General features: G+C 66.4%; 11 protein-coding genes and 1 pseudogene. 6 read left to right on the forward strand and 6 right to left on the reverse strand.

Features of this window, described 5'->3' with window-relative positions; translation table 11 throughout:
* Window positions 1-45: 45 nt before the first annotated feature.
* The 6 genes and pseudogenes from K340_RS35105 (at window position 46) to K340_RS29220 (ending at window position 5,293) form a co-directional block, all read left to right on the forward strand.
* Window positions 46-1,671 (forward strand): DUF4365 domain-containing protein, encoded by a 1,626-nt coding sequence (locus K340_RS35105; protein ID WP_281170714.1) that lies wholly within the window; start codon window positions 46-48, stop codon window positions 1,669-1,671.
* Between the two features lie 141 nt (window positions 1,672-1,812).
* Window positions 1,813-2,853 (forward strand): hypothetical protein, encoded by a 1,041-nt coding sequence (locus tag K340_RS35110; protein ID WP_154674191.1) that lies wholly within the window; start codon window positions 1,813-1,815, stop codon window positions 2,851-2,853.
* Between the two features lie 48 nt (window positions 2,854-2,901).
* Window positions 2,902-3,150: pseudogene (locus K340_RS35835) on the forward strand (DnaB-like helicase C-terminal domain-containing protein); the annotation flags it as partial.
* 72 nt (window positions 3,151-3,222) lie between these two features.
* Window positions 3,223-3,798, forward strand: a complete 576-nt coding sequence (locus K340_RS34185; protein WP_154674192.1) for a helix-turn-helix domain-containing protein — start codon at window positions 3,223-3,225, stop codon at window positions 3,796-3,798.
* A complete protein-coding gene (locus K340_RS0110885; RefSeq protein WP_029136727.1) occupies window positions 3,798-4,421 on the forward strand; it encodes an RES family NAD+ phosphorylase in 624 nt (207 codons plus the stop codon). Before K340_RS34185 ends, K340_RS0110885 begins: the two co-directional genes overlap by 1 nt.
* Window positions 4,422-4,579: 158 nt before the next feature.
* A complete protein-coding gene (locus K340_RS29220) occupies window positions 4,580-5,293 on the forward strand; it encodes a class I SAM-dependent methyltransferase (RefSeq protein ID WP_211229381.1) in 714 nt (237 codons plus the stop codon).
* A 15-nt stretch (window positions 5,294-5,308) separates the two neighbouring features.
* On the opposite strand, the gene K340_RS29225 is transcribed toward K340_RS29220, so the two are convergent.
* From K340_RS29225 to K340_RS29235, 6 genes are all read right to left on the reverse strand, one after another.
* A complete protein-coding gene (locus K340_RS29225) occupies window positions 5,309-7,729 on the reverse strand; it encodes a beta-glucosidase family protein (protein WP_037364009.1) in 2,421 nt (806 codons plus the stop codon).
* 44 nt (window positions 7,730-7,773) lie between these two features.
* Complete coding sequence (locus K340_RS29230; RefSeq protein WP_037364012.1) at window positions 7,774-8,775, reverse strand: BadF/BadG/BcrA/BcrD ATPase family protein; 1,002 nt, start codon at window positions 8,773-8,775, stop codon at window positions 7,774-7,776.
* Window positions 8,772-10,073 (reverse strand): family 4 glycosyl hydrolase, encoded by a 1,302-nt coding sequence (locus K340_RS0110905; RefSeq protein WP_029136728.1) that lies wholly within the window; start codon window positions 10,071-10,073, stop codon window positions 8,772-8,774. The genes K340_RS29230 and K340_RS0110905 overlap by 4 nt, the downstream gene beginning before the upstream one ends.
* 72 nt (window positions 10,074-10,145) lie before the next feature.
* Window positions 10,146-10,913 carry a 6-phosphogluconolactonase gene (locus K340_RS0110910; protein ID WP_037364015.1) on the reverse strand — a complete coding sequence of 256 codons (768 nt, stop codon included), beginning with the start codon at window positions 10,911-10,913 and terminating at the stop codon, window positions 10,146-10,148.
* Between the two features lie 79 nt (window positions 10,914-10,992).
* Entirely contained in the window at window positions 10,993-11,805 is an 813-nt protein-coding gene (locus K340_RS0110915; protein WP_029136730.1) for a carbohydrate ABC transporter permease, read from the reverse strand.
* Between the two features lies 1 nt (window position 11,806).
* The gene (locus tag K340_RS29235) at window positions 11,807-12,772 is read right to left on the reverse strand and encodes a carbohydrate ABC transporter permease (RefSeq protein ID WP_051265828.1); all 966 of its coding nucleotides are present in this window, start codon (window positions 12,770-12,772) and stop codon (window positions 11,807-11,809) included.
* Between the last annotated feature and the right edge of the window lie 2 nt (window positions 12,773-12,774).

Raw genomic sequence — 12,774 nt, forward strand, 5'->3', positions numbered from 1 at the left:
GCTAGTCATTGACTTCGACAGGCCGACCTGGAGGATTCAAGCATGATGCCGAGGCTGCCGAGCGTTCCCACCAGTCAGACCGACGCAACTGGCTCATCCGGAGCCAGGCTGGTCCAAGGTCTCCTTCAAGGGTTGCGCCAAGGCGTGAACCTAGCCACGGACAACGATGTCGGCACAGACTTTCACATGGAGCTGCGGATCCCTTCGACGGGCGAAGGGATCGGCCTGACTGTTGGCGGCCAGATCAAATCGGGGCTCAGCTTCTTCGAGTGGAGTGGCTCGACCGATGAAGATGGCTCAGGGTGGTGGTTCTACGAAAAGGAAGGGGACGCCCACTTCGGACTTTGGTCCTTGAGTTCGATCCCATACATATTAGTGCTCTACAATCCCCAAACTACGGATGCTCATTGGGTGCATGTCTCAGAGACGAGAATCGTCAACACCAACAGCGTTCAGGGCAAGAAGATCTTTGTACCGGGCAAGAATCTTTTGAATGCCGACGCCATTGATCAAATCATCGAGATTGCGAAGGCCTCGTATCTTCGGAACCCCTACCAAGGCACGATTTGGAGAACATCAGACCTTACTGTGCAGGAGTCGATACGCTATCGAGTTGCCCTGATCGCACCAAGACTGATCGCCCCGCATCCGAACCAAGGGCGTTTAAAGCCCCAGGATCCCTGCGCCGCCATTGGCATAGTCCTGACTGGATTCAGCCATTATCTTCAGGGTGAGCAACCGGATGACGACTTGCCGCACGGAACGGGGTGGGGGTGGATGTTCTATGACGCGTTCGCTGCCTGGATGGCAGGTGAGGGTGTCCGTGGGATTAAGGCAGCCCTGTTCGCGTCCGAAATGCCGAGTCAGCGAGCAGCAGCCGCAGTCTTGCTAGTTGCAGCACTTGTTGATGACGATCGGCCGAACGACGCGCTCGATGCCCTTCGAAGTGTAGATCTCTTAGGCATGACCGAGACCGATATCTGTTGGCTTAGAGCTCACGAGACTCAGTTACTGTATGACTTGGGTTGCGAGCGTGACGCTAAGGACCTAGCCGTAGTGTGGCTCAATCGGGCACGACGGATCGCTGGCGATATCACACTTGAGCCAATCATCGCATCACTCACGTCTACAGTGTTCCGCCTCAGCGACTGGGAGGGCCAAGACGTAAAGACGCTCATTCAGAGCCGAGATAATCTCTCGGCATGGTGGCGAGCGTTCTCGATGGAGTCCGTACCCTCGAGGGAGGTGGACTTTTCCTTCTCTCGGACAGGAGTGAACCTTTCGAAGGTTGCTGACGCTGACGTGGAGAGCCACAATCGGTTGACGGCTGCCGCGGTGACCTGTCTGATGTCGGCCAATTACGAAAGTTGGCGGGCATACAGCAATCAGCTGGCGAAGCTCGACTACGCTCGACTGCGCGGCAATCGGTCTGATGGGGCGGGAATATTGAATGTCATAAATACGCTTCGAATGTGCAACTCTCCCAAAGAGGTCGGTGCCATCGCCTATCAAATCTGGATGACCGGCCCAGTCGACGATCTCTCGAAGGCTACAATTGCAGCAGGTAGTGCGAGGGTCACGCGGCACTCCCTGGACTCGTGTGCCAGGCTGTTCCAGCATGCCGGCGACCTGTTGCCGACGGATATGCGCTCTCGGCTCGTGTCTCAGTAGGTTCAGCTCCTGACCGAGAATGCTTCCCCACTTCGCAATCTTGTTACACAATCCCTAAGCCTTCAACAGGAAATAATCAGAGCTATAAGTACGCTAGTTGTCGGCTGTGGCATTGAAACACACAGCGAGGCGCTTGCCGGGATGCTCAGATCATCTAGCGCTTCGAATGAGCTCGTCAACCAGGAGTGGACCCGGCTCATTGACCATGTTGGTGATAACTTCTTGCGGAGCCGATTGCCAGATATTGAAGTTTGGGTTGAACAGCACCCGACAAGCAGTGTAGCAATCGCTTTGAGCACGAAGCTCGTGGACTATTCCGAGATTTGCCGAGCGGTGATTATGCGTGTCGCCTCTTCGAATGGCTATCTCGCGGTGAATGCGCTGGATTCGCAGCAATTCCCAATCGAAATTCTAATTGAGTACGTCACGCACTGGCGAGATGCACCGAAATCCCGAATCGTGGATTGCGAAACACCTGGCCTTGGTATGGGCGGGGCGGAGCCCTGCGAGATATTGACCCTAGCATCGATCAAGCGCCCAGAACTAGCTGAATGGGCGAGCGTAATAGAGTTCCTGGAGAGCGGTTCCGTCTACGGCTTTTTGAAGAGGAGGCCTCTAAGTCTGATCGCAGCGAATGCCAGTTCGATTCCAGTCGAGATTTCGGCACAGGTATGCGCCGCCTTGGACCGGGGATTGCCGCGACGAGATTTCGTTCATGAATTTCGGTCGTCGGATACACTTGGTGGAATGCCTGAGGTTTGTCGAGCTATGCTCGGGTCGGTTGGCAAATCGAACGTGCGAAAGCAGGTCGAGCGACTTGCTCTGGGCACTAAGCGAGAACGATCCGACTGCGTCGATCTCGTCTCGGCTGCGGGTCTCGACTCGTCATCGTTCGTGCTCAAATATCTATCTCGGGATCCTGTCTCGTCAGTTCGCTACAATGCTCAGCAAGCCCTCTTGTACGGCGTTATCACGCGCGGCAACAAGAACGAATTTCAAATTGCCCTGAGTGAGCTCGCGGACGAGCGCCATGGCATTTCTCAGTCGATGCGATTGGTCCGACACCTGGTCGACACGAATGGGCGCAATGTATCCGCGAACCGGCTCGCGGAACTGAAGAGAGTTCTGTCAGTTTCGCGCTCGGCCCGGGTGCGATCGGCGTTGGCCGATCTACGGCTCTGATCCCGGCCGCGGGGGCGAGGTCTACTCGATCACAGTGCCCTGCCAGCTGACCGTGGACCCGAGCATCGGACCGACAAGCGGCCGACGCTGTCCGACCTTCGTGAGTCCGGTTCGCTGGAGCAGGACGCCGACCTGGTGGCCCTGGTGCACCGGCCCGGCGCCTGGGATGCCGAGGATCCCCGCGCCGGTGAGGCCGACCTGATCGTGGCCAAGCATCGGAACGGCGCGACCCGCACCATCCCGGTCGCCTATCAGCTGCATTACTTCCGCTTCACCGACCTCGCGGCGCGCATGTAGGTCGAAAGCGACCCGGCTCCTGTATGCACGGCCATGCGGCGGATTGCTAGACTGTGCACGGAGGTGTTGATGATGAGCACACTCGCCGAAGTGCTCGGGACCTACGCGCCCGAGATCAGCGAGACCGACTTCGCCGAGGACTTGCGATTGAAGTTTGAGCAAGTCCACGGCACCGACGACCCGTCGCTGACCGCCGGCGAGCTGGCGTTCCTGAGCGAACACGGCGGCGAAGCAGCACGGAACGCCGTCGCTCAGTGGGATCCGGAGGCAGAACGCGACCGCCGCAGCCGCATCGTCGCCGCAAGCGCGCAGCATGTCTTCGCCCAGACCCTCTCGGCCGCCCAGGTAGCTGAACTGACCGGCAAAAGCCGATCCCAGATCACCCGCGACCTCAACGCCAAGAGGTTGTATGGGCTCAGCGTCGGTCGTCACTGGCGAATCCCGCGCTGGCAGTTCACCGAACACGCTGTCCTGCCCGGCCTGGTTGAGGTGGTGCCTACTATTCCGGAGCACCTGCACCCGAGCGTCGTCGAAGGGTTCATGACCACCGACCAGGACGAACTCGGAGCGCGGACTCCGATCGACTACCTGTCAACAGGTGGCAACCCGGCACTGGTTGCCGAAATGGTCGCCGAGCTCGCCCGCTAGTGACCCGCATCGCGAAGGTCCCTTCGAATCCTCCAGCTGAGTTGGTTCGCGAGCCCCGTGACGTCGTCGTCCGTCGCCTGCCGCTGTGGCGCATCCACACAGCCAGGGGTCCGTACCCGAGCCGCTGGAACGCCCTTCGGACCTTCGGTCCGCTGAAGACCGCACGGTTCGACCCGCATCCGCCCCCGCTAGGCGACCATCCGGGATACGGCGTCGCCTACACCGCGTTCGACATCGCAACGTGCGCGGCCGAGGTGTTTCAGGCATCCCGGACGATCGCACTCACCGACGAGCACGACGTCACTGGCTGGCCGCCGACACGAGATCTGCAGCTCCTCGACCTCACTGACACCTGGGCGCTACGCAACGGCGCTTCCAACTCGCTGGCCTCATGGAAGCGGTCGACGTGCAGGGCCTGGTCCGCCGCAATTCGGGACAGCTGGCCAGACCTGGACGGTCTGGTCAGTCGCTCGACCATGACCGGCCGAGAGATGGTTACCCTCTTCGATCCGTCGTTGACTGCATTTCCGGCGGCCCCCTCGTTCCGCCGGCCACTCGACCATCCAGCGATCCAGGCGACCATGGTGCGCGCGGCCGCCGAGTGCGGGTATCGAATCGCCTGACCGCCATTGCCGAGCTCGAGGTACCCGTACTGGCAGTGTCCTGGTCCGGCGGCTGTGGACCTCGTGCGGCGACCGGCCCTAGGGTGACGTCCGTGACCGGGAGTCCTCAAAGCTGGCAGGAGCGCTTCTCGAGTACCTTCGCTCGCCCGGAGTCTGCTGTGGAGCAGCGGATTTGGGCAGAGGTCTACGGCGAGGAGTTCCCGGCCGCGGCAAATCCGCACAGCTACGTCTCGGTCAGCGAGCTGGAGCGCTTCGACACAGAGTTGCAGGTCGGGTCCGGGGACGTACTGGCCGACCTGGGATGCGGACGGGGCGGGCCAGGTCTGTGGGTCGCCGGCCGTCGACGGGCCCGTTTGGTGGGGATCGACATCGCCGCCACAGCGCTGGACGCGGCCCGCGCTCGAGCTGAGGCGTTGGGGATGGCCGACTCCGCCGACTTCCGGCTCGGATCTTTCGCCGACACTGGTTTGGCCACTGGAACGGTCCAGGCCGTGATGAGCGCGGACGCCTTGTTGTTTGCACCGGACAAGTCCGCCGCGATCGCGGAACTGGCAAGGATCCTGATGCCCTCCGGTCGCGCGGTCCTGACCAGCTGGGACTATTCCCGACAGCCCGTCGGCCGGCCGCCGCAGCTGGCGGACCACCGTCCGTTGCTGCAGGACGCTGGATTCGACGTGATCGCCTATCAGGAGACCGAACACTGGCGGGACCGGCAGACCCGAACCACGGACCTCATGCTGCGGGCCGTTGACGAATTGGCGGCGGAGAGCGGCCGTGACCCTGCCAAGATCCGCGTCTCTCTCGAGGAGATGCAGGCCACCATCGAGTGCATGAGCCGCCGGGTTTTCATCGTTGCCGGGCGGCGCGGGTAGGCCGCCTCGGCCGGACTACCGGGGTCTCGGCGACCGTTCGACGAGCGGGAGGTATGCGTCGGCGACCACGGGCGGCAGCTGCGGATCGTCGGGCAGCTCGATGACGGCACGCAGGCGCACGTCACGCGACGACGAACCGATCTCGATGACGAACTCGCCGCCCTCCCGCCGCCATGCACCGTGTCGGCCGTCGTCGCGGTCGACGGCCACGTCCCAGTAGGCGAAGTCGCGGCTGGTCAATGCGAATGCAACCTCGGCGCTCTCGCCGGCGGCCAGCGCAACCTTGTCGAATCCGCGGAGTTCGCGCTCCGGACGCCGGACGGCTGCGTCCGGGTCGCCGACGTAGAGCTGGACGATCTCCTGGCCCGCGCGGGGCCCGGTGTTGGTCACCGTGCAGATCGCCTGCACCGCACCGGCTTTCGCATCGGTGATCTCGACCCTCAGGTCGGAGTAGCCGAACGCCGTGTACGACAGGCCGTGGCCGAAGGGGTAGCGGACATCGCGGCGCAGGGCGTCGTACCAGCGGTAGCCGATGAACACGCCTTCGCCGTAGACGACGGTGCCGCGCTCGCCGGTCCAGGTCAGGTAGCTTGGCGTGTCCTCCAGTGTCAGCGGGAACGTCTCGGCGACCTTCCCGGACGGATTGACCCGCCCGAGCAACACGTCGACCACCGCGATGCCGCCGGCCTGGCCGGGGAGCCAGGCCTCGACGATCGCGTCGACCCGGTCGTGCCACGGGTCCATGGTCACGGCGGCGCCGTTGGCGAGCACGACCACCAGCGCCGCCTCCGTCCGTTCGCGCAGATCGGCGAGCCGGCCGAGCAGCGCCACCTGGTCGCCGGGCAGAGCGAGCGTCGTGCGGTCGTCGGCCTCCTGCTCGAAGGCCAGTGGGAGACCGACGAAAGCCAGGATGACGTCGGCGTTCTCGGCGACCGCGACGGCCTCGTCGGCCAGCCGAATGGCCGTCGCGGACAGTGGTCCGGCGGCGACCCGTTCCGCGGCGTCCGCCAGTCGGAGCGCCTCGGCCAGCGCCGCCGACCGGCGAGCCGGCCCTACGCCGTCGTCGACGAACTGCGCGTTGTGCGAGTCGAGGTAGGCGCGAAGGTCGTCCTGGTACGGGTTCTTGGGCGCGTGGAAGTACCCGGGCGCGTAGTCGATCCGATCACCGACGGCCTCCCGTAATGCGTCCAGGGCGCTGTCGACGCGTGTCGGGTCGACCCCGGATGACCCGCCGCCCTGGATGCGCGGGTGTTCGGCGAAGGCGCCGATGACGGCTACCCGCCCTGGCTGGGCGAGATCGATCGGCAGCACCGCAGTGCCGCCCGCGCTGCCCGCGTCAGCCGGGACAACCCCGCTACGCCCAACCGGGACAACCCCGCTGCGGTCACCGGGTGCTCGGCGGGACTCGTTGCGCAGCAGGGTGACGCATGCGGCGGCCGCCTCGCGGGCGAGGGCATGATGCTCGTCGGCGCGCAGTAGGGCCAGCTGCTCATCGCTCAGTCGGTCGCCGGGTGCGACTCCCAGATCCATCACCGGGCCGTTCACCAGGTCGGGCCCGGGATAGGCACGGGCGACCAGCTGCAGCACCCGACGGGCGGCGGCATCGACCAGCTTCTCGTTCAACTCGCCGGACCGCACGGCCGCGACGATTTCCGCATCCGTCACCCCGGCCGTCCCCGGCATCTCAAGATCGAGTCCGGCGCGCAGGGCCGGCACGCGATGGTGAACGGCGTTCCAGTCGGACATCACAACGCCGCCGTATCCCCACTCGTCACGCAGCACATCGGTGAGCAACCACCGGTTCTCCGACGCATGCACGCCTTGCAGGCGGTTGTAGGAGCACATCACGCTCCACGGATCGGCCTTCGCGATGACCCGTTCGAACGCCGCGAAGTAGATCTCGCGCAGCGTCCGCTCGTCGGCCTCGACGGAGATCCGGGTCCGTTCGATCTCCTGGTTGTTGGCCGCGAAATGCTTGAGCGAGGTGCCGACGCCGACCGACTGGACGCCGTCGACGTACGCGGCGCCAAGTTCCCCGGACAGCGTCGGATCTTCCGAGAAGTACTCGAAGTTGCGTCCGCACAACGGCGAACGCTTCATGTTGACGCCGGGGCCCAGGACCACCTGTACGCCGAGCGCGCTGGCCTCTTCGCCGATCGCGCGACCGACCCGGCGGGTCAGCTCCCGATCCCAGGACGCGCCCATCGCCGAGGCCGTCGGAAACCCGGTCGCCGGGATCCAGACCATGTCGACCCCCGTCTCCTTGCGCAGCCCGTGCGGGCCGTCCCCGACCTCCACTGCGGGCACCCGCACGCCGTCTGCCGGCCGGTCGATCGTCTCCGTGTACCAGTCGTCGTGCCCGGAGAGCAGAGATGCCTTCTCCGGCAGGGTGAGTGCGGTCAGCACGGCCTCGACATCGAACGGAACGGAGGGCATGACAATCCTTCTTGACTGGGAACGAACAACGGACGGTACGGCGCTCAGGTCATCAGGAAGTCCTGCGGGTGGTCGTCCCGCACTCGGGCGAGTAGCTCGGGCCCGACCGTCACGCCGCCCTCGGCCAGCGCGTCGAGCACGACGCCGGACAGCGGCGAGGCGGCGGCCACCACGACCCGCGCCGCCGGTGCGACCCGACCGAGCTCCGTGACCAGGGCATCCCGCATCGCAGGGTGTTCGGACGTCGCGACCGAACCGTTCAGTAGCACCGGCAGCTCCCCGGACGCCAGCTCGACGCCGACCCGACGCGCGCACCAGTGCGCGTACCGGACGAACGCCGCCGCCTGGTCCGCGACGATGCCGCGGGCGACATCGTCGCCGGCGTCGGCCGCGGCGAGCACGATCCGGGACGCCCGCCACAGGTCCGATCCGGGCCGGGCACCGAACCGGCGGGTGAAGGTGTGCCGCAGCTCCCAGGCGTCGACGACGCCGTAGAGCTCGCAGAGTGCCGGGGTCAGTGCGGTTTCCGGCGCGATCCCCATCCAGGCGCGCACCACGGCCCGCAGCGCGGCGTCGCCGAGCGCGGCGCCGCCCAGGGCGTCGAAGACGAACATGCCGGAGCACTCCTCGCGGCCGTCGGCGGACCGGGCGCCGATGGCCGGCCCGGTGCCGACCGCGATCGAGACGCCGACGCCGGATCCGTCGATCAGCCGCAGCGAGGCGAACCCGTCGTTCTTGATGCTGCGCGACCCGAGAGCCGGCAATCGCCGGTCGAGGTGTTCGGCCCAGAACTGCTCATCCTCCGGGTAGTCGACGCCGGCCAGTCTGAACGCCGCAGAGGTGATCTCGGCGTCCGTCACCCCGGCGTCGGCGAAGGCGACCGAGACGGCACCGAAAACGGCGTTCAGGGCCTCCGGAATGCTGGCGGCCCCGTAGATGTCGCCCCGCCCGCCGCGGCCGCGGCCCAGCACGGTGCCGTCGCCGTCGACGACCAGTGCGACCGTCTTGGAGTTGCCGGCGTCGACCGCCAGATGTCGGGTGCTCACGTCAGCAGACGCTCCGGCAGGTACTCGCGGTGCGCGTACGCCATCTCGTCGTACAACTCTTCGGCGACTCGCAGGGTCGGCACCATCGGGTTCGCCGCCAGTGCCCTGATGCCGTCGGCGCGGGTACCCCTCCAGGCCGCCTCGGCCGCCAGGTACTGGTACTCGGCCAACTCCTGGACCAGGCCGCGCACCGCGTGCGGCAACGGCTGTTGCGGCAGCGGATGCACGCCCTGGGCATCGACCGTCGACCACACCTCGACCACGACGTCCTCGTCGAACCCGGGCAGCGCCGTTCCGGTGTTCTGCAGGTTGACCGGCAGCCGGGCGCCGGTGTCGTTGTAGTAGGCGCTCATCACGTCGATCGCCAGCTCGAGCTCGTGGATGCCCCCGCGCGAGCGCTTCGGGTCCAGCTCCGGGATCTCGGCGTTCGCCTGCTCCTCGTAATGCTGCCAGTAGCCGGGGACGGCGGCCAGCAGGTCCTCGGCCCTGGTGGTGCGGGCGCCCTGCAGTTCGCGCAGCACCTCCTCACGGAAGTAGTAGTACTGGAAGTAGTCGCTGGGCACCGACCTCATCGTCGTCGCGAGTTGCAGCATCCGCTTCGAGTGGGTGTCGAGCGTCGGATCGTCGCGGCGCTCCTCCCAGGCGGCGTCCAGCAGCGGCATCAGGTCCTGGCCGTCGTAGGTGTGCTGGTACGACCAGCAGTTGTGGTTGACGCCGGCCATCACGATGTCGGCCTTGGCCGGATCGAGGCGGGCCGCGCGCAGCACCGTGTTCGGGAAGGTGATCGGCCCCTCGCACATCGACCACATGGTCCGGTCGGTGAACCGGGTGACGGCCTGCGAGACGATGTTCACCGGGTTCGTGTAGTTGAAGATGATCGCGTTCGGGGCGACGGCGTCCAGGTCGCGGACGATGTCCTCGTAGATGTGGATCGAGCGCAGCGACATGAAGAACCCGCCGGGCCCTTGGGTCTCCTGGCCGATCACCCCGTGCTTGAGCGGGATCCGCTCGTCCAGGGCGCGGGCGGCGAAGTCGCCGGGCCGGAAGCTCGACAGCACGGCGTCGGCATCGGTGAGCGCGGCCCGGCGATCCGTCGTCGAGCTGATCGTGATGTCGACACCCTGGGCCTTGGCGATCTTGGTGGCGATCGTCTCGACGGCCTGCAGCCGGTCGGGGTTGACGTCCTGGATGACGACCTCGGAGCCGTCGAACTCCTTGCCGTGGGCCAGGAACGACGCCATGGTCCCGGCGCCACGGGAGGATCCGCCGCCGATGTAGACGAGTTTGATGGCTGCCATCTGATCAGTTTCCTTCGATAGTTGAGTGGTGGAAAGGCGTGCGGGGGCCGGTGCTGCCGACCCGGGCCGCGGCTAGTGGCCGGCGGCGGCGCGGTCGGCGATCAGGGACGGGTTCTTGCACTCGACGGTGATGGTCGCCGGCCAGTCCGGCTCGTACCGTTCTGCCTCGGCGATCCGGGCGTAGGCGTCGCGCTTGTGCTCGCCGCAGACGATCATGATCACCTCGCGGGAGGTGGCGGCGATGGTGTCGATGCCGACCGTCACCCCGTGCGTCGGGACCAGGTCCAGGGTGGTGAATTCGGGGAAGGTGCCCATGTTGTCGCGGCGGGTCGCCGCGCCGAGTTCGGTGACGTGCGATCGGGAGTCGCGGGCGGTGCCGGGCTGGTTGAACGCGATGTGGCCGTCGGAGGCGCCGGTGGCCAGTAGGAACAGGTCGATCCCACCGGCCGCCTCGATCCGCTCGTCGTAGCCGGCAGGATCGGCCGGGTCCGGCAGCCAGACCTGGGTCGGGGCAACGGTTCCGGCCGCTGCGCAGCCGGCCGCGATCGGCCCGAGGATCTGCCGGCGGGCGAACCCGAGGCACGAGTAGGACCGCTCCGGGTCGACGCAGCGCAGCGCACCGTCGGCGCCCGGGACCACGTACTCGTCCATCATCACGATCACCAGCCGGGACAGGTCGGCGCCCCGACCGGCCAGCCGGGCCAGGGCCCGGTAGCTGGGCGCGCCGGTCCGTCCCCCGGGACAGCCGAGCAGGAAGTGCTGCCCCTTGGTGGCGGCCAGGCGGTCCAGGATCATCGCCGCGACCGCCTCGCCGACCGTGTCGGGATCGGGCAGGACCATCGGTGGCAGAGTCACATCTCCCCCTGGGAGTGATAGCGGGTGCGGCGGATGCTGGTGGGCCGGCGAGAACGGGCTGAAGTCATTCCTTGATCGCGCCCGCGAGCATCCCGGAGATGAACTTGCGCTGGAAGATCACGTAGAGGATCAGCACAGGGGCCGCGACAATCAGGCCGCCGGCCGCCATCAGGTTGATCTGGGTGACGTACTTGCCCTGGAAGACGCCGAGGGCGACGGTGGCCGTCTGGTTGCTGCCGTGCAGGAACACCAGCGAGAGGAAGTAATCGTTCCAGGTCCACATGAAGCTCAGTAGGATCAGCGTGTAGATCGCCGGCCGGACCATCGGCGTGGCGAGGTGGCGCAGCATCTGCACCGGGCCGGCTCCGTCGATCTCGGCCGACTCGAAGGTGGCCCGCGGCAGTGCGCGGAACGCCGCGCGCATCCAGAAGATGCCGAATGGCACGCCCATGCCCAGGTTGATCAGGATGATCCCGGGCAGCGAGTTCGTCATCCCGAAGGTCCGGAACTGGTAGTACAGCGGGACAATGATCGCCTCGGTGGAGATCATCATGCCGAGCAGGACGATCGGGAACAGCACCCTCTCCCCGGCGACCCCGAGGACGCCGAAGGCGTACCCGCCGAGCAAGGCCAACACCACCTGACCGATGACGACGCAGACCGCGATGGTCAGCGAGACCGTCAGCGCCCGCCCGAATCCGGCCTGTTGCCAGGCGGTGGCGAAGTTGCCCCACTCGAACTTCGACGGCGAGACCGGCCCGCCGGAACGGTCGGGGCTCAGCGCCGCCAACACGAACGTCACGATCGGGAACAGCACGACGACGGCCATCACGGTCAGCACGACGTAGTTCACCGTGCGTTCGGTCCTGGAGATCATGTCAGTCACGCTCCGAAACGCGGGTGATGACCAGGGCGACCACCAGGCACAGCACCGCCATCACCACGCCGATCGCGGCGGCCAACCCGACCTGCGGGTTCTGGAACGCGGCCTTGTAGAGCGCGACGGCCGGGGTGAGGGTCGAGGTGCCGGGGCCGCCGTGGGTGGTGATCCAGACCAGATCGAAGGTCCGCAGCGCGGCGGTCATGGTCAGCGTCAGCGCAACGGCGAGCTGCCCGCGCAGACCCGGCAGGGTGACGGCGAAGAACTCCCGGAACGGGCCGGCGCCGTCCATCCGCGCCGCCTCGTACAGTTCCGGCGCGATCGCCGAGGTGCCGGAGATGAACAGCACCATGCAGAAGCCGAAGGTGACCCAGGTGCCGATCAGGCCAAGGGCCGGTAGCGCCCAGGTGAAATCGCCCAGCCAGGTGCGGGCCAGCGAGTCCAGCCCGATCGCCCGCAGCGCCTGGTTGAGCGGGCCGTCGGGGGCGTAGATCCGTTTGAAGACCAGGGCGATGACGACGGTCGTCATCACCTGCGGGAGGAAGAAGATCCACCGGTAGACGGCCATCCCCGGCTGCTTGGCCCTGGTCAGCAGGGCCGCGGAGAACAGGCCGAGGACGATCGGCAGCAGCGCGAAGAAGCAGATCAGCACCAGCACGTGCCCGAAGGTGGAACGCAGGATCGGGTCGGTGACGAAGGTGACGTAGTTGTCGAAGCCGACCCAGGTCGCCGCGCTGACCCCGTCCCACTTGAAGAACGAGTACTGGATCGATTGGACCAGCGGCGCCAGCACCACCACCGCGTAGACGGCGAGCGGCAGGGCCGCGAAGGCCAGGCCGGTCCACCGCCGCCGACGCCGCGCGGAGCGGCGCCGGGGTGGAGCCGACGCCGTCTCGCGCGGCTCCGCCGCGGCGGACCCGGCGGCCGCCGTCCAGACGCCGGTAGAGCGGGCGGGTGCGGACACCG

Origin of the sequence: Nakamurella lactea DSM 19367, from assembly GCF_000426645.1 — a bacterium.
GTDB lineage: Bacteria > Actinomycetota > Actinomycetes > Mycobacteriales > Nakamurellaceae > Nakamurella > Nakamurella lactea.